Below are 17031 nucleotides of genomic sequence, written 5' to 3' on the forward strand. Positions count from 1 at the left end.
CTTTCGCTTTGGTACATGAATGTTGGACGACATGGCCGCAACCTGCCCGGGCGTTGGCGCGCCGGCCTTCCGGGCGGGCCGGGCAACCGGCCGGAAAGGCGCCGCCCCGGGGGGGGGCGCCGGCCGGCGCACAAGCCGAACGGAAGGGCGGGGGCTGGTCTTTTCCGATGTTGGGGAAGGTGGCGCCCCGCGCTGCCGCTCAATTGAGAACAACTCGAATTCTATTGTACCTGCATCCATCTATTCATCCCGCGCCCGGGGCGCGTGCGAGGTCGCCATGAGCGAGACGCCTTCCCCCACCCATTCCCACGCCAGCACCGCCGCGCCCCTCGGCCCGGCGCCGCAGGCCGAGCCCTGCCCGCAGGCGCTGGCGCTGCTGGAAACGCGCCGCTCCCTGCCCCTGCGGGCGCTGGTGGAGCCCGGGCCGTCCCCGGCCGAGCTTGACCGCATGCTGGCCATCGCCGCGCGGGTGCCGGACCACGGCCGCCTTGTGCCCTGGCGCTTCATCGTGCTGGAGGGGCCGGCCCGGGCCGTGGCGGGCGATCGCCTCGATGCCCTCTATGCCGTCCAGTCGCCCGGCCTGCCGGAGGAGAAGGCCCATATGTGGCGCGACTATCTCCTGCGGGCGCCGGTGACGGTGGTGGTGGTGAGCCGGCCCGATCCGGCCGCCAAGGTGCCGCGGCTCAATCAGGTGCTGTCCGCCGGGGCGGCCTGCATGAATTTGGTGCTGGCGGCCGGTGCCATGGGCTTTGCCGCCCTGTGGCTGCTGAAATGGCCGGGCCGCGACCCGCAGGCGGCGGCGCTGCTGGGGGTGGGGCCGGGGGAGGAGGTGGCGGGCTTCATCCATCTGGGCCGCCCCGCCGCCCGCGCCGAGGACCGGCCGCGCCCCAGCCTCGACCAGGTGGTCACCCGCTGGCAGCCTTGACCGATGCTGCGCACCCCGCTTCAGCCGGCGGGAACCAGCCGGCCGGTGAGGAAGGATGAGAAGGTCGCCGGCGGCGGCAGCTGCCGGCCGCACACCGCCGCTGCCGGGAAGTCCTCGCCGCCGATGGTCCACCAGCAGGTGCCGTGGACGCGGTTCGCCTCGTCTTCCGCTGCGGAAAGATCCGCCAGCAGCGGGGCTCCGGGCTCCGGCCGCAGCGCCGCCATGCCGCCGGGCAGCACGGTCACCGCGGCCGCCGGCTCCGCCCGGGGCTGGTGCCGCGGGTCCGCCAGGCCGGCGAGGGCCGCGGTCACGTCGCCATAGGCGCGGGTTTCCAGGGTGGCGAGCAGGAAGGCTTCCAGCGCGTCGAACCAGGCGTCCTGCGGATCGACATCGGGGCGCGCGAACACGTGCCCCGCCGGGGCGCTGGCGAAGGCCACCAGCGGGAAGCTGCGGCCCACCCCGTCCACCGAGGGCATGAAGGCGCCCAGGATGGCGCGCCCGCAATATCCTTCCCCCAGCCAGAAGCGCCAGATGGGGGCGGCGAAATAGGTTTCCTGCCACCGCGCGCCCAGCTCCAGCCGGCTTGCGGCCAAAGCGCCGTGCAGCCACGGCTCGAACACGTCCAGGAAGCCGCGGCTGAGGTTCTCGGCGATGAAGTCCCGCTTGGCGAGGAGCTTGCCGTAAAGGGAGCAGGGCATCGGTTCTAGCGCAGCAGGCTGGTGGGGCAGGCGAAGTCCCTGAGCGCCGGCATGGCGAAGGGGTTCGCGGCCGACGACAAATTGATCTGGTAGCGAAACTCCCGGCCGCTGGCGGTCAGGGTCCAGATGATGGCATTGGCCTGGCGCGCCAGCTTGCCCTGGTCCATCAGGCGGAACAGCGCCCAGGTGCCGTTGCGCGGTTCCAGGATGTCCAGCTTGGCGGCGCCCGGATTGGCGGTGGAGGTGGCGAACAGGGCCACCCGGCCAACCCCGGCCGGGTCCGGCCACTGCACCAGCATCGGCACCGCCGGCCGCGGCGCCGGTGCCGCCGGTGCCGGGCCGAACAGGGAGGGCGGCGGCGGCGGGCCGGCGACCTGGGGCGAGTCGATGCGCACCCCGTTCACCTCCAGCGTCACCAGCGTATGCGCCGCGCTCGCCGTCAGCGAGAGGACGGCGAAGGAGAAGGCCGGCTGCCGCCCGCCGAGGACGAAGAAGGTGTCGCGAATCTGCGCCGCCCGCTGGAATTCGCGCAGGGCGGAATTGGAGAGCATGGCGCCCACCTTGCTGTCCTGGCGCCAGGTCCAGTCGGCGCGGCTGGTGTCCACCAGGGTGGCGAGCTCCTGGGTGAAGAAGCGCTCCATGATGCCGTCCGGCCCGAACAGGCGGCCGAAATCGGCGGGCTGCACCTCCAGGCCGGCGGAGCGGGAGAAGGGGTAGCGCTGGGAAACGATCTGCTGGCAGGCCTGGGTCACGTTCTCGGCCAGGCTCTTCTGCAGGTCGCCCACCACCACCGTGGCCACGTTGCCCTCCAGGTCGTCGGATGCGGCGCGCAGCATCTCCCGGAACGGGGAGGGGAACTGCCCGGTGGCCGCGCGCAGGCCGCGGATGCTGTCGCGGGTCGCCGCGGTCATCTGGTTGGAGCGCGCGGGGTCGCTCAGCGCGCCCACGAGGCCATTGTAGATGTCCGCGAACAGGCCCACCACGCGGTCCACGGGCCGCATGCCGCCGGTGGTTTCCACCGTGGCGTAGAACGGGCGGAAATAATCCTCGATGGCACGGCCCGCCGATGTGCCGGTGGAGAACACCACGGGCTTGGCCGCGGCCTTCTCGCCAGCCTCGGCCGGCGGCTTGCGCTCGCGGGAGAGCTGGGTCTGGGTGCGGATCTCCTCCAGGATCTGCTTCAATGGCGAGGCGGCCGAGGAGATGGCGGACAGTACCAGATATTGCGGCTTGTCCTGGGTCAGGGGCCGGATGCGCAGCAGGCCCAGCGCGTCCGACCAGGCCTTCACGAAGTCCTTTGAATAAAGGGCCAGGATGTCGTCGGAGAGGGTGTCGAACTGCGCGCCCACCACCGGCTGCTGGCCGATCTCCCCCAGGACCCAGCGGTCCCGCTCCAACTGGCCGGCAATGTCGGGCAAGGCGTCGATCAGCCCGGCATGAAAGCCGTCATAGGTGAAGAAGCCGGGCACGCGCACCCGGTCGAGGGGCGCGCCGTTGGTGGTGGTGAAGACGGTGGCCATGTCGGTGCCGACACGGGCGAGGTTCCATTCCTTGATCCTGCCGCTGTGGGCCCGCGACCTCAGGAGCTGGTAGGCGCGCTCGGCCACGTTCATGCGCACCAGCGTCTGGCGGATGTCCTGCACCATCGGGCCGTTGAGGGCGATGGCGGCGCCCGCGCCGGTGTCGAGGTCGAGCATGGCGGCCACATGCGCCTCCAGCGCCTCCCGCATGCCCGCCTTCTCGGGGCCGGGATAGAGCTGGGTGGCGAAATCCTGGTGCACCCAGTCGAGGATGATGCCCTTGTCCACCGGCCCCTGGCCGCCGAGCATCAGATAGACCTTGAACGTCTCGTAGAGGCTGGTGCGGTCGGCGGGGGCCGGCCGGGTGCGGGAGGGGTCCAGAAGCTCCTCCAGCCGGAACAGCAGCCGCGGGCGCAGGAAGCGCTCCAGCGCCGCGCGATAGGCCGCCTGGGCCGAGGAGGACAGCCGCTCGCGCTGGGACAGGCCGAAGCCCTCGGAGAGGGGGGGCGGCTCGTCCTTGAAGGCGTAGCCGGGCGGCAGGCGCCGCAGGTCCTCCAGCAGCGGCAGAACGCGCTCGAACTGGCGCTCGTCCACCACGGTGCGGGCGAGTTGGGGGGCTGCCTGTTCCCGGTATTTTCCCACCTCTTCGACGGTGGAGTCGATGAGGTCCTTGTTGCGGGTGAAGCTGGTGGTCCAGGCGGCGACGCCGCCCGCCGTGAGCACGGCGAGCAGCACATAGCCGCCGGTGGTGAGCAGGAAGCGGCGACGCACAGCGGCGCGGTCGGTGGACACCCAGCCGGCCTCGCCGATGATCACCTTGCGCACCAGGTCGTTGAGGAAATAGCTCTTGCCCGTGCCGGAGAGGTAGCCTTCCCCCACCGCCTGCGCGCCGAACGACTGGGACAGGGAGCCGATGATGCGGTCGATGGGCGTGCCCTGCTGGGTGCCGGAGGTGAAGTAGAAGCCGCGCAAGGTGGCGTTGGCATGGTAGCGGGTGGGCTCGAAGATGCGCCCCAGGAATTCCACCACAGGCCGCTTCAGGGTGGAGACCTGGGCGGGAAAGCCGAACACGCGCAGCCGCCCGGTGGGGTCGTTCTCCGCCTGGAGGCGGTCGGGCAGGAATTCGGTGAGGCGCTCCACCAGGGCGTCGAACTCCTCCGGCACCCGGCCCACCAGGTTCTCGTTCTTCTTCGGGTTCTGGAAGGTGGCGCCCCACACCATGCGGCGCTGCATCTCGCCGAGGTCGGCGAAGAATTCGCTGAAGCCGGCGATCAGGTCCATCTTGGTGAACAGCACATAGACCGGGAAGTCGATCTTCAGCCGCTCGTTGAGCTCCAGCAGGCGCGCGCGCACCGCTCCGGCATGGGCGGTGATCTCGGCATCGTCGAGGCAGACGAGGTCTTCCATGGAGATGGCGATGATGACGCCGTTGATGGGCTGGCGCGCCCGGTTCTTCTTCAGCAGGGCAAGGAAGGAGAACCAGCTCTTGCGGTCGGTGGCGGCGTTGGAATCCTGCGTGGTGTAGCGCCCGGCCGTGTCGATGAGCACGGCGTCTTCGGTGAACCACCAGTCGCAATAGCGCGTGCCCCCGACGCCGGCGATGGCGGCGGGGGAGCGGCCGCCGGCCAGGGGGAATTTGAGGCCGGAATTGATGAGCGCGGTGGTCTTGCCCGAGCCCGGCGGGCCGATGATGACATACCAGGGCAGGTCGTAGAGGAAATTGCCCTTGCCGCCGGCGGCGGTCTTCAGGGTGGTGAGCGCATCCTTCATCCGGTCCTTGAGGACGGCGCTGTCGTCCTCGTCCTGCGCCTCGGTGATGGCCTCGCCGAGGGCGCGCGTCGCCTTGATGCGGTCCAGCGCCGAATACGCGGCATAGCCGAGGCCGGAGAGACACACGGCGAGGATGGAGATGAGGCGCACCCATTCGCTTTCGAACGGGTGGAAGCCGGCAAAGGCCAGCAGCGGCGCCGCATACCAGATGACCGCCGCCAGAGCGGCGACGCCGGCTCCGATTGCCGCCAGATTCAGCCAAAGGTTGCGACCCATCGTAACTCCTGCCCTGACCCGGAGCCGGCCCCGCCCTGGCTTGCACAGCCGCGGCGGCGATGCCGTCTCACATCTCCATGAAGGCGCGCGCCGTCTCCGCCCCGCCGGCGAAAGCGAGGGCCGCCCTTAATCCACGCGGTCGATCAATATCTCCACGCGGCGGTTCTTCGCCATGTTCTGCTCGGTGGTGTTGGGCGCCACCGGCTCGTCTTCGCCGCGCCCCTCGGCGAGGAGGCGGGAGGGAGCGGAGAGCTTCGGCTTCAGGTCGGCGGCCACCGACCGGGCGCGCGCCACCGACAGTTCGAAGTTCGACTTGAAGCGCCCGCTGGAGATCGGCTCGTTGTCGGTGTGGCCGATGACCTTGATGGGTCCCGGCTCCTTTTCCAGCACCTCGGCGAGCCTGGCGGCGATGCCGGCGAACGCGCTGCGCACCTGCGTCTTGCCGGAATCGAACAGCAGCGCATTGCCCACGCGGATGACGATATGCGTACCCACCGCATCGGCAGAGACCTCGCCGGCGGCGATCTCCGGCGCCAGCTGGGCGCGGATGCGCTGCAATTGCGTCATCACCTGCGATGGCGACGGTGGCGGCGGGGGAGGCGGCGGCGGGGGTGGCGGCGCCGGCACGCGGCGGTAGAGCGTCATCTCCGCCGGTGGATGCAGCCCGGTCATCTCGCTGGCCGCCACCTGCGCGTCGCCGGCCAGCAGCGACCAATAAGTGACATAAAGGGCGACCAGGGCCGCCGAGGCGAGGGCGCCGACGACCCAGAACGGCACCCGCGCCTGGCCATGGCGCGACTTCAGGTCGAGCCCCACCCAGCGCGGGGACAATTCCTCTGGCGTGCGCCGGCGCACGCTCTTCATCACCTCATAGGTGCGGCGCTGCAGCCCCTGCAGGGTGGCCTGACCATTGGCGGTGGTGCGATGGATGCCCTGGAAGCCGAGGGCGAGGCAGGCGTGGAGCAGCTCCAGCAGGTCGGCATTGTGGGTGGGGTCGGCGATGGCCTTCTCCAGCTCCTGGAAGAAGCGCACGCCGCCGATGCGCTCGCCGAAGAAGCGGCTGAGCATGGAATATTGCGCCCAGACGTGCTGGTCCTCGTTGGGGATGTGCTGGACGATATCGTCGGCGGTGGCGCACAGGATGTATTTTGCCGCCATCGCCTGCGCCTCCGGCACGCCGGCGCGCCGCACCTCGGTGTCGAAGGCGGTGATGGTTTCGGCGGCATGCTGCATCAGCTCGGCGAAGGAGGCGCGCATGAGCGCGATGCGCAGCCGGCCGAGCAGCAGCAGCAGGGGGCCGGCGGCCCGCATGATGGGGTTCTGGTGCGGCAGCGTCATCTGCGCCCGCTCCAGCAAAGCGGGGCGGGGGAAGGCTTTGGGCTGCGGCGCGTCGGCGCCCGGCACGCCCCAGCTGTCGCGCGGGGCGGGGGAGAGCGGCGCCGCCACCTGCGGCGCCTGAGGGGGCACCGGCGCACCGGAGCCGGGAGGAGGGAAGCCGCCGGGCGGCTGCGGCGGAGCCTGCGGCCGCCGCCCGCCCGGATTGGGGCGGAAGACGGTGCGGTCCTGCCGGTCGTCGAAAGGGTCGTCGCTCATCGCCGATCCTCGAGTACTGCCCACAGCTCAAGGGAGAGGCCGGGCCAGTCGCCGGAGAAATGCATCCCGATGGACGTGGCCGTGCTGAAGTCGCCCCACAGGGGGGAGGTCTTGTCGAGGTAGAAATAGACGTGATCGGTCAGCGCCCGGATCTGCGGCGGCGGGGTGGGCAGGTGCACCAGCGGCACGCCGGGCAGGTGGGCATTGACGATCTCGTTCATCTTCGAGTTGGGGCCGACCTTGAACAGGTGCGGGAACTGCAGCTGGATATCGCCCAGCGGCCGCTCGGCCCCCACTTCCAGCACGAAGGTGGCGGTGCGGAACAAGGAGCGGTCGCGGATGACGGAGATGAAGGCGTTGGCGGCCCGCTCGATGATCTCCAGCCGGATCGCCCGCCGTCCCAGCCGGGCGCTGAGATAATCCTGGATGTCGCGGATGACCGGGGCGAACACGCCCTCCAGGTCGTCGTGATCATAGGCGGGATAGGTGCGGGCCCGGCGGTCCGGCGCGGCGAAGGTGGCGAGCTCCCCGGCAAGGCGCAGCATCTCCTCGTAGAGCCGTTCCGGGTGGACATAAGCGGAGTTGCGCAGGTGGCGGAACACCGGGATGGTGCGGTTGAGGAGCTGCAGGATCAGATAGTCCACATTCTGCAGCCCGCCCCCTGCGGTGGGGTCGGCGGCGTAGCGGGCGAGTTCCTCCAGCTTGGTGTCGATCCAGCCCACCACCCGGTCCACCCATCCCAGCACCATCGGGCTGGCGGTGGTCACCAGCAGGGGCGGCACGTATTTTTCGTCCAGCACCACGGTGCGGTCGCGCACCTCCAGGATGCGGGCCACACCGAGATTGACATAGCCCGGTTTGGGCGTGCGGCGCAGGTCGAAGGCGAGGCGCAGGTGTGCCACGTCGATCTCCTCCTCCTGCCTCAGGTCCGCGGTGGAATCGATGAACACTTCCGGGGCGGAGAAGAAGCGTGCCGCGCTTTCCCGCTCGCGCCAGTCCACCTCGCGGGTGTTCACGGATTCCAGCGGCAAAGTGAGCCACACGATCTGCTTGGCGGCAGAGGCGGGGATGTCGATGGGCTCGGGGGCCGGGGTCTGGTCCGGCAGGTCGAAGGGGGTGCCGTCCGGCAGCACGCCGCTGGCACGCCGGAGCCCGAACCGCGACTGCTGGGCAAGGTCGCGGTCGATCTCCAGGGTGGAGAACCCCCAGGGATAGGGCGTGATCCGCCGCACCCGCGATTCCACCAGCCCTTCCAGGTAGCGGTCGGATTGCTGGAAGTGCTGCGGCTTCAGGAACAGTCCTTCGGACCACAAAACCTTGCTGTGCCAAGACATATCGAGTTCCCGTGGTCCATAGCCGCCCCGCAGGACCGCGCGGAGGGGAGATTTTCCCCGCGTTTCATCTGTCGTCCCGGCCGCGCTGGCCGAGCTTGTCGTAGCATTCGGCGAAATAGGAGAGGAACAGGCCGACCATTCCGTCTTCGTTGCGCTGCGTCTTGGCGCGCCATGTCGCGGCATAAAGCTCCCACAGCCGGCCCTTGCGGGAGGCGAGGAGGGCGGCCATCCCCTTGTCGGGTCCCAGCTCCGCCTCGATGGAGGCGGGGTCGAGGTCTTCCACCAGAAGCTTCAGAGCCTGCTGCATGGCGGTGAAGACGCGCAGCTGATGGTTCGCGATGTCGTCGAAGCCCCGTTCGAACGCCTTGCGCCCGTTGAGATAGCTGCGGGTGGGCGGGCCGAAGGCGATGCGCAGGCAATCCTCCGGCGTGGGGGAGAATTTGAACGGGTTGTTGTCCAGCGCGCCGATCATGGTGTGCTCGGAGGAGCGGATGCTCCGCTTGATGCTGGCGCGGGCCTGCAGGAGCTTCATCATGTGCTCGGCCGCGACCCTGAGCGTTGCGCCCACTTCCTCCAGCATTTCGATGCTGTCGCGCCGGCTGAAGGCCTCCACCGGCATCCCCGCGCCCCGCGCCAGCGCCGCGATGGCCTCTTGCGCGCTGGGGGGCTGGGCGCCGGTCGGCGCGGCGGCGGGGCCCGGTCCTGCGGCAGGGGTGGCCGCGCGCTCGTCCGCCCATCGGCCATCCGCCCCCGGTGCAGGGTCGCGCCGCGGCGGCTCGGGTGCGGCAACGCGCACGGATGGCGCGGGGGGCGGTTCGTGGGGCGGTTCGTGGGGCGGCTCGGGCTCGCGCGGCGGGGCCATCGGTGCCGGATCGGAGAGGGCCCAGGCGCCGGTGGGCGAGGAATCCACCCAGATGGCCCGACGGGACGGCTCGACCGCGGCGGGCCGGGGCTCGGGCGGGATTTGCGGCGGGGTCCGGTGCGACGGCACGCCCGCGGCGGGCTCGGCCCGGGGCAGCTCAGCGTGGGGCAGCTCCGCCGCCCAGTCCAGGAAATCGGGCTGCACCGGCGCATGGGCCGGGCGGACCACGATCTCGCTGCGGCTCGCCGGTGGGGCTGCGCCCTCCGCCTCCCAGATGTCGGCGCCGAACGGGGCGGGCGCCACCGGCGGCGGCGCATGCACCGAGCGGCGGGGGGCATCCACCTGGGCGACGACAATATAATTGCCGATGAGGATGCGGTCGCCGTTGCACAGCACATGGGGGCCGTGCATGCGCCGGTCGCTCCCGTTCAGGAACGTGCCGTTGGTGGAGACGTCGTAGAGGACGTAATCGCCGTCCTGGTAGCGCACCTCGCAATGCTTGCCGGAGATGTAGCGGGTGGGATCGGGCAGGGTCCAGTCGAGATGCATGTCGCGGCCGAGGTCGAATCCGCGCGCGCCGCTGACCGTATAGGAGAGCGGCCCCCCGTCCGGCAGGGACGTGAAATTCTCGATGGAGAGGGTGAGCGCCATACTATTCGCCTTCCTCGATCCTTGAAGGGCTCCTTTAAAAATGGAGGCTCCGATTTCCTGCTACTCGGTTCGTCCTATTCTGCCACATTCTCTTCTAGAGCACGCGCCGATGACCTTGCAACGCGGGCTTGGCAGATAAAGCAATCTCTTCCCGCAGCGCATGATGGTCGCGCCGTACGCCGTGGCTGAAGGCGCGGTCCCCGGGGGCCTGCCGGACGCAATAGATGGCCGCGGGCCGCCCTCCCGCCGGTCATGGCAGGGGACTGGGGCACCATCCAATCATCGTTTGATCTCACTGCGGTTACAGTGCACCTAGTGGTTCGACCGCAACAGATGGAACCCATCTGTCGCGGTCGAACCACAACGCCTTGATCCACTAGAGCACGCGCCGATCAGCTTACACCGCAAGCTGGTCGGATCACGCGTTCTCTATCCTTAAGTGAGAGGGCGATTGACCGATCAAATTGTTTCAATTTGATCGGATCGCGCTCTAATGTGCATCCTGGTGCCGCCGGGCTGCCGAAGATCTGTCGATGTCGCGGTTTGCCGGGGAGGCCGTCGCGTGCCCAAAGGTCCTGCAGCAAGATTGCTTGATCTCGTCGCCCATCCGGCTCCCGGGGTGCTCACGCCGGGGCCGGGCAGCCCCAACGTGCTCATTGGCGGCAAGCCCGCGTGGCGCGGTGTGCCGGCCGCGGCCGCCGCGGCCATCCAGTCGGCGAAGGCGGCCTCGGATGCCACCATCAAGGCCGCGGAGGCCGCCACCCTCGCCGCCGCCGGAACGCCCGGCGCCCCGGCCGCGAAGGCTGCGGAGGAGGCCACCAAGGCGGCGGCCGCCTCCAGCATGGCCTCCATGATCGCCGGAGTCGCCGGCGGCGCGGACATCCATGCCTGCATGACGCCTTTGCCCATCCCGCCCCACGGGCCGGGCGTGGTGGTGGACGGATCGACCACCGTTCTCATCAACGGGCTGGCTGCCTGCCGCCAGGGCGACACCATCGTCGAGCCGGTCGGTCCGCCGGACAAGATCGTGCTCGGCCTGCCGACGGTGATCATCGGCGGATAGGGCGCTTCCATTCCTTGCCGCCTATGGCGTCCCGGCGACGGCAAGCGCGATGCCGCGGGTGATGCACAAGCCCACCGCGCCCGGCACCTCGGCCTGGGGCATCTGCGCGATGGCGATCATCAATCCCGCCCGCACGCAGCGGGCCGTCTGCTCGGGCGGCGGCCGCACCGGGGCATAGTCGGGTGGCACGATGCTGCCCCCGGACCAGCCGGCGGCGAACGCCATCCAGGTGCCGGGCAGCCCCGCATCCGAGCGCGTGCCCAGATCGAGGGCGAGGCGCCGGCGCGCCTCGTCGGGCTGGCGCACCCATTCTTCGGCCGCCTCGAGGATGGCGTCCTCCTCCGGCTCCAGCCGGCGCGCTGCCCGCAGCGACTGGCACCCCCACCACACCGCCTCTCGGCGCGGCAGGATATAGGCGCATAGCGACACCGCCGGATGCCAGGCCTCCTGGGCCGTCAGCGCCTGCAGGAGCGCGATGCAGTCGTCGTCGCCGGCCGGCACGGCGATGTCGTCGGCGGCGGTGGGAAACGCCTCGAAAAGGCTGCGGATGGTGGGAAACCGAAGCATCGCCATGGCCGCCTCAGTTGATCTTCACCACGGAGCCTTGGATCGTGCAGAGGCCCGACGCATTCAGGGTGATGGTGGGCGCATCCAGCGTAATGCCCGACGGGTCGATGGTCAGCTTGCTGGTCCCCACCGTGCAGCTCGATCCTGATCTTCGCGCTTTCCTCGATGGCGCCGCTCACCACCTCCAGCTTGACGTCGCCATTCTTGACGGTAGTGCTGTCGGAGGCGCTGCCGGTGGGCGTCTTGAACTTTTCGCCGATGGTCACCGTGCTGCTGTTGAGGATGGTGGAATCATAGTCCTTCTCCGCATGCATGCGGATCAGCTCGGACCCCTTCTTGTCCTCGAAGATCAGTTCGTTGTATCCGCCGCCGCCCTTGGAGGACTGGGTTTTCCAGCCGCTGATGGTCTTGTTGCCGGGCAGATCGTACGGCACCTTGTTGTCGCCGTTATAGACCACGCCCACCACCAGCGGGCGGTCCGGGTCGCCCTCCAGGAAGTCCACCACCACCTCCTGGCCGATACGCGGGTGGAAGACCCCGCCCCAGGACTTTCCGGCGAAGACCTCGGCCACGCGGATCCAGCAGGATTGCTTCTTGTCCCGGTCCCAGTGGAACTGGACCTTGATGCGCCCGTATTTGTCCACCGTGATCTCTTCGCCCTTCTCCCCCACCACCTTGGCGGTCTGGATGCCGTGGATCACCGGCTTGGGCGTCACCAGCGGCGCGCGATAGGGGCGGGAGGTGGCCACCAGCACATAGGTGCCCTGATAGGCGGCCCGATCCGTGCCGCCGCCGCCGGTGGCGCGGTAGAACTGCTCGGTGATGGAATGGGTGGCGCGCACCGCCAGATATTCCACGTTCTCCGAATCGCGGTGGTGGTCCTTCAGGGTGAATTTGAAGCCGGCTGCGAGGTTGGGCGCATCGCCGGCCGCCAGCCGGCGGTGGTCGAAGGCCTGCTCGGCCTCAAGGCGCACCTTGGCGAAGGTCTCGCCCTGGTCCGCCTCCTTGTAGCGGCCGGGATAGTCATAGACCTCCATCTTGGCCTTCTCATAGGATTCCGATCCCTGGCGCTCGGCCTTGAGGGCCGCGCTCGGCTTCTCGAAATCATAGTCATTGACCACGAACTTGCCGGAGCGGAACCGGCGCTCGCTGGTCCATTGCTGGATGTGCTCGCGGTCGCGCGCATAGGCGCCGGTCAGCGGGATGAACGGCAGGCTTGCGTCGGGCACCGGGTCATGGCCGCTCATGGCATCGGCGATGACCAGGATGTGCTTGTCTTCACTATGCTTGTAGAAATAATATAGCCCATGTTCTTCCATGAGGCGGGAGACGAAGGAGAAGTCCGTCTCGCGATACTGCACGCAATATTCCATCTTGGGGTAGTTCTGCGTGGTCTTGAACTGAAAGTCGGAAAATCCGGCTTCATTGAACACTTTTCGGATGATGTCCGGGGCGGTCATCTCCTGGAAGAAGCGGCAATCGGCCGTATGGGAGAGCAGCCAGAGCCAGGGCCTCAATACAAGCCGGTAGCTGTAGAGCCCCTCGCGGATTCCGGTCCATTGCGCCGCCACGAGGATGCCGTTGAAATATCTCTTGGCGTCCTTGTGGGTGTTCAGCGTCACGAGGCAGGCGCGGCCGATGGCCGTATCGAAATTGACGTCCTCCTCCTCGCTCAGGGCGTCGATCGTCACCTCGAAATTCTCGCTTATGGCCTCCTGGGCGTGAAAGCGGCTGAGGACGAGGGTGTTTTCACCGAGGGGAGTCCGCAGCTGCGCCATGCGGTTCTTCTGGTCGAGGCTCACGGCCATGCTCTCCTCGGATCGGTACGGCGGGAGAGGGCGGGCCACGACAAAACGCCGGGTCAAAGGCTTGCGCCCCTGATCCGCCGCACATCCTTGAACCTGGCACCCGCCCCGCCGCGATCTTCCCGTAAAGATCGGACACCCCGGACCCGGACCGGCCAGACGGAAGCCGCCTGGCTGGAAAATCCGTCTCCGGACATGAAGAAATGGAACACTTCGACCCGATGAGCCTGCGATGCCCGCTCACGAGGATCTTCCGCAGTATTGACCTTGGGCGGTAATCAAAGCAAGCCTCCCCACACCGATGCAGCACTTCGGGGGGCGCTGATGGCATTGCTGGACGCAGGGGCTTTTTGCGAGCCCATATCGGCGCAGGAGCCTTGCGGCCCGGACCTGGACGCCACGTTCGACCTCGATTTCTCGGGCTTCCTGGCCCGCATCGAGGGTGTGCTGCCCAGGTCCTTCTTTACCTTCAAGCGCGGCGACATCGACTTCCGCCAGGAACTGGACACGGTCCGCTCCCTGTCGCTCCGCACCAGGGACCTGCGCCTGCTGGTGGTCTATGCCAAGCTCGCGGTGCTGAACCGGGACATTGCGGAATTTGCCAACGCCCTCAATGTCATCGCCGCCATCCTCGCCGCCCGGTGGGAGCAGGTGCATCCCCAGGCCGAAGGCGGCCGGCTGGACCTGCGGATCGCCACCCTGATGACCCTGGACGACCTGCCCCAGGTGATCCTGCCCCTGCAGCATCTTCCCATTGCCGAAGGCCGGCGCTTCGGCACCATCACCTACCGTATGGTCCAGATCGCCACGGGCAGCATCGCCCCCCGCGAGGGCGAGCCGGTGATGGAAGCCGACAGCATCGAGCGGGCGTTCCTGGACATGGACGTGAACGATCTGCGCGCCCGCCGTGCGGTGTTCGCCGCTGTGGTGGATGCGGTGGAACGCATCGACGCGGCGAGCCTCGGCGGCGGCGGTCACGACAATCGTGTTCATCTGCAATGGCTTAAGGGAGCGGGTGCGGAAATCGCGCGGTTTCTCGATGTGCAGATCGCCCGCATCGAGCCCGCCGTGGTGACCTCCGCCGAGGATGACGCGACACCGGAGGGAGAGGGCGGCGAGGCCACCCGCGCGCCTGCCGCCGCGGCGGCGGTGGCCAGCCGGGCCCAGGCCGTTGTCGCGCTGCGGGCGGTGGAGGCCTATTTCGAGCAGCGCGAACCCTCCAGCCCGGCCCTGGTGGTGGTGCGGTTTGCGCGCCAGCTCATGGGCAAGCCGTTCCACGAGGTGTTGCGGCTGGTGGTGCCCGACCATGCGGGGCGCGCAGAAATCGGCTTTGCATCCAATACGTTCCGTCTCCCCCTCGACCATCTCGCCACGAGCTTGGGGGACCGGGGCTGGGACGCGGAGGAACCGGGGGAGGATGTGGCCGAGGTGCCCGCGGTGGAGGGCCGGGCGGAGGCGCTGCGCCTGCTCGACCAGGTGGCGGCCTTCCTGCGCGCGGCCGAGCCGTCAAACCCGGTGCCGCTGCTGGTGACCCGGGCACGGGACCTGGCCGGACGGGATTTCTCCGCCCTTCTCAAGGACATGTTCACGGAATCGGCGTTGCGGGCGATGCGCGGCGACGCGTGATGCGCAAGGCCCAGGCTGCGGGCCGCGCCGCGGCAGCCACGTGTGTCATAAGCTCCATCGGCATACTACAAATATGTTGTAGGCATACAATCACATTGCAATATAGCTAACTCAATTGGATTATATCTTCCGCAACTGCGTCGGCTGGGGCTGATTTGTGGTGCAGCGCCCTTGCAATACTCGGTTTCTGGATTACGATCCGCCCCGCACGTGTTGATGGGGGCTCGACGGTGTCCGACAGCGGTCAGAAATTCATCTCGAGGAACCGCAAGCCGCGCGTCCATATCACCTACGAGGATCCCTACGACGCCAACCGGCTCGTCGAGATTCCCTTCGTGATGGGCGTGATGGCGGACCTCTCGGGCAATGCGTCGGCGGTCGAGAAGCCGGACGTGGCCGAGCGCGCGTTCCTCGATATCGACATGGACAATTTCGAGCGCCGTATGGCGGCCGTCGAGCCGGCGGTGACCTTCCGCGTGGACAACAAGCTCACGGATGCGCCGGGCGACCAGCTTCCGGTGAAGCTCACGTTCAAGAGCATGGACGATTTCGGGCCGGCCCAAGTGGCGCGCCAGGTTCCCGCCCTCGCCCGCCTGCTCGAGGCGCGCACCCAGCTGGCCAATCTCCTGCGCTACATGGATGGCAAGGTGCCGGCGGAGGATGCGCTGAAGAAGCTGCTGGCCGACAAGGACCTGATGCGCGCCCTCAGCGCGCGCCCCGCCTCGTCCGGCGACGCGGCCGAAGAACCGCCGAAGGAGCAGGGCTGATGAGCGTGGAGCTGAGCCGCGAGCAGGCCGCGCCTGCCACGGAAGCCGGTGTGGGCGAGTTCGAGGCGCTGCTGAAACAGAGCTTCAAGCCGCGCACCGAGCGCGATGCGACCGAGGTGGAGAACGCCGTTTCCACCCTGGTCAGCGAGGCGTTGCAGGATACCAGCGTCATCAAGGAAGATGTCCTCGACACCATCGAGGAAATCATTGCCCGGATCGATCGCAAGCTCACCGAGCAGGTCAATGAGATCCTGCACGCGCCGGAGTTTCAGCAGATCGAGAGCGCGTGGCGGGGGCTGCATTACCTGGTCTACAATTCGGAGACCGACGCGAACCTGAAGATCCGCGTCATGAATGTCTCCAAGATGGAGCTCTACCGCAACCTGCGCACCTACCCGGGCGCGAAGTGGGACCAGAGCCCGTTGTTCAAGCGGGTGTACGAGCATGAGTTCGGCCAGCTGGGCGGCGAGCCCTATGGCTGTCTTATCTGCGACTATACTTTCAATCACCTGCCGGTGGACGTGCAGCTCATGCGGGACCTGAGCCGCATCGCCTCTGCCGCCCATGCCCCGCTGTTCGCCGCCGCCGAGCCGACCCTGCTGGGTCTCGACAGCTGGACCGAGCTGACCAATCCGCGCGACCTTTCCAAGGTGTTCGACACGCCGGCCTATGCGGCCTGGAAGAGCCTGCGGGATTCGCACGACGCGCGCTATCTCGGCCTGTGCATGCCCCGCGTGCTCTCCCGCGTGCCCTATGGCTCCAAGACCGAGCCGGTAGAGGAATTCGCCTTCGAGGAGGAGACGGACGGCCACTCGGGGCAGAATTATGCCTGGATGAACGCGGCCTATGCCATGGGCGTGAACATCAACCGCGCTTTCAAGGAGTATGGCTGGTGCACGCGCATTCGCGGCGTGGAATCGGGCGGTGCGGTGGTGAACCTGCCGACCCACACCTTCCCCACCGATGACGGCGGCGTGGACCTGAAGTGCCCCACCGAGATCGCCATCAGCGACCGGCGCGAGGCGGAACTGGCGAAGTCGGGCCTCATTCCCATCATCCACCGCAAGAATACGGACAAGGCCGCCTTCATCGGCGCGCAATCGGTCTACCGGCCGCACAAATTCGACGATGTGGAGCAGACCGCTTCGGACAACATGTCCTCGCGCCTGCCCTATATGTTCGCGGTTTCGCGGTTTGCCCATTATCTGAAGTGCATGGTGCGGGACAAGATCGGCTCGACCATGGAGCGCGAGCAGCTGGAGCGGTGGCTTCAGGAATGGATCACGCTCTATGTGGACCCCAATCCCGAAATCTCCACGGAGCTGCAGAAGGCGCGAAAGCCTCTCTCGGCGGCGCGGGTGACGGTTCGCGCGGATGAGGAGAACCCGGGCTATTACAGCGCGAGCTTCCACTTGCGCCCGCACTTCCAGCTTGAAGGCATGGATGTGAGCCTCAGCCTCGTGTCCCGCCTGCGCCCGCCCACCTCCTGATGCGGCGGGCGGGCGGGCGGGCGGCCGGTCCGTCCGGGGCGTGGAACGCGCCATGACCGCACCGCGGTGTCAGCGGAGCGACCC

General features: G+C 68.2%; 12 protein-coding genes. 5 read left to right on the top strand and 7 right to left on the bottom strand.

All coding sequences use genetic code 11. From position 1 onward, the window contains the following. Positions 1 to 277 precede the first annotated feature (277 nt). Entirely contained in the window at positions 278 to 925 is a 648-nt protein-coding gene (locus ACI7BZ_RS06040; protein ID WP_414116282.1) for a nitroreductase family protein, read from the top strand. 20 nt (positions 926 to 945) lie between these two features. Here ACI7BZ_RS06040 and tagF read toward each other — a convergent pair whose 3' ends face one another. The 5 genes from tagF to tagH all read right to left on the bottom strand — a co-directional run bounded on the left by tagF (position 946) and on the right by tagH (position 9629). Then, the gene (gene tagF / locus ACI7BZ_RS06045; protein ID WP_414116283.1) at positions 946 to 1623 is read right to left on the bottom strand and encodes a type VI secretion system-associated protein TagF; all 678 of its coding nucleotides are present in this window, start codon (positions 1621 to 1623) and stop codon (positions 946 to 948) included. Positions 1624 to 1628: 5 nt separating this feature from the next. Then, complete coding sequence (tssM, locus tag ACI7BZ_RS06050; protein WP_414116284.1) at positions 1629 to 5189, bottom strand: type VI secretion system membrane subunit TssM; 3561 nt, start codon at positions 5187 to 5189, stop codon at positions 1629 to 1631. Between the two features lie 126 nt (positions 5190 to 5315). Further along, positions 5316 to 6782, bottom strand: coding sequence for a type VI secretion system protein TssL, long form (tssL, locus tag ACI7BZ_RS06055; protein ID WP_414116285.1), 1467 nt, complete (start codon positions 6780 to 6782; stop codon positions 5316 to 5318). Further along, positions 6779 to 8116 carry a type VI secretion system baseplate subunit TssK gene (tssK, locus tag ACI7BZ_RS06060; RefSeq protein WP_414116286.1) on the bottom strand — a complete coding sequence of 446 codons (1338 nt, stop codon included), beginning with the start codon at positions 8114 to 8116 and terminating at the stop codon, positions 6779 to 6781. The genes tssL and tssK overlap by 4 nt, the downstream gene beginning before the upstream one ends. Positions 8117 to 8180: 64 nt before the next feature. Next, entirely contained in the window at positions 8181 to 9629 is a 1449-nt protein-coding gene (gene tagH, locus ACI7BZ_RS06065; RefSeq protein ID WP_414116287.1) for a type VI secretion system-associated FHA domain protein TagH, read from the bottom strand. A gap of 562 nt (positions 9630 to 10191) precedes the next feature. On the opposite strand from tagH, the gene ACI7BZ_RS06070 reads away from it, so the two are divergent. Then, a complete protein-coding gene (locus tag ACI7BZ_RS06070) occupies positions 10192 to 10692 on the top strand; it encodes a PAAR domain-containing protein (protein WP_414116288.1) in 501 nt (166 codons plus the stop codon). A gap of 21 nt (positions 10693 to 10713) precedes the next feature. Here ACI7BZ_RS06070 and ACI7BZ_RS06075 read toward each other — a convergent pair whose 3' ends face one another. After that, positions 10714 to 11265: a DUF6931 family protein gene (locus ACI7BZ_RS06075; RefSeq protein WP_414116289.1), complete on the bottom strand. Its 552-nt coding sequence runs from the start codon at positions 11263 to 11265 to the stop codon at positions 10714 to 10716. Continuing rightward, positions 11148 to 13061 carry a type VI secretion system Vgr family protein gene (locus ACI7BZ_RS06080; protein WP_414116290.1) on the bottom strand — a complete coding sequence of 638 codons (1914 nt, stop codon included), beginning with the start codon at positions 13059 to 13061 and terminating at the stop codon, positions 11148 to 11150. Before ACI7BZ_RS06080 ends, ACI7BZ_RS06075 begins: the two co-directional genes overlap by 118 nt. Positions 13062 to 13388: 327 nt before the next feature. Between ACI7BZ_RS06080 and ACI7BZ_RS06085 the strand changes: the two genes are divergently transcribed. The 3 genes from ACI7BZ_RS06085 (at position 13389) to tssC (ending at position 16947) form a co-directional block, all read left to right on the top strand. Further along, positions 13389 to 14690, top strand: a complete 1302-nt coding sequence (locus ACI7BZ_RS06085; RefSeq protein WP_414116291.1) for a type VI secretion system protein TssA — start codon at positions 13389 to 13391, stop codon at positions 14688 to 14690. 230 nt (positions 14691 to 14920) lie between these two features. Continuing rightward, positions 14921 to 15457 carry a type VI secretion system contractile sheath small subunit gene (tssB, locus tag ACI7BZ_RS06090; protein WP_414116292.1) on the top strand — a complete coding sequence of 179 codons (537 nt, stop codon included), beginning with the start codon at positions 14921 to 14923 and terminating at the stop codon, positions 15455 to 15457. After that, the gene (gene tssC / locus ACI7BZ_RS06095) at positions 15457 to 16947 is read left to right on the top strand and encodes a type VI secretion system contractile sheath large subunit (RefSeq protein ID WP_414116293.1); all 1491 of its coding nucleotides are present in this window, start codon (positions 15457 to 15459) and stop codon (positions 16945 to 16947) included. The genes tssB and tssC overlap by 1 nt, the downstream gene beginning before the upstream one ends. The last annotated feature ends 84 nt before the right edge of the window (positions 16948 to 17031 follow it).

It is taken from the genome of Xanthobacter sp. AM11 (assembly GCF_047444035.1).
Classification (GTDB): domain Bacteria; phylum Pseudomonadota; class Alphaproteobacteria; order Rhizobiales; family Xanthobacteraceae; genus Xanthobacter.

What these genes read in the sequence shown, in the direction of transcription:
- tagH (WP_414116287.1), bottom strand. Translation starts at nt 9,629, where the DNA reads ATGGCGCTCACCCTCTCCATCGAGAATTTCACGTCCCTGCCGGACGGG.
- tssK (WP_414116286.1), bottom strand. Translation starts at nt 8,116, where the DNA reads ATGTCTTGGCACAGCAAGGTTTTGTGGTCCGAAGGACTGTTCCTGAAG.
- ACI7BZ_RS06085 (WP_414116291.1), top strand. Translation starts at nt 13,389, where the DNA reads ATGGCATTGCTGGACGCAGGGGCTTTTTGCGAGCCCATATCGGCGCAG.
- tagF (WP_414116283.1), bottom strand. Translation starts at nt 1,623, where the DNA reads ATGCCCTGCTCCCTTTACGGCAAGCTCCTCGCCAAGCGGGACTTCATC.
- tssL (WP_414116285.1), bottom strand. Translation starts at nt 6,782, where the DNA reads ATGAGCGACGACCCTTTCGACGACCGGCAGGACCGCACCGTCTTCCGC.
- tssC (WP_414116293.1), top strand. Translation starts at nt 15,457, where the DNA reads ATGAGCGTGGAGCTGAGCCGCGAGCAGGCCGCGCCTGCCACGGAAGCC.
- tssM (WP_414116284.1), bottom strand. Translation starts at nt 5,189, where the DNA reads ATGGGTCGCAACCTTTGGCTGAATCTGGCGGCAATCGGAGCCGGCGTC.
- ACI7BZ_RS06075 (WP_414116289.1), bottom strand. Translation starts at nt 11,265, where the DNA reads ATGGCGATGCTTCGGTTTCCCACCATCCGCAGCCTTTTCGAGGCGTTT.
- ACI7BZ_RS06040 (WP_414116282.1), top strand. Translation starts at nt 278, where the DNA reads ATGAGCGAGACGCCTTCCCCCACCCATTCCCACGCCAGCACCGCCGCG.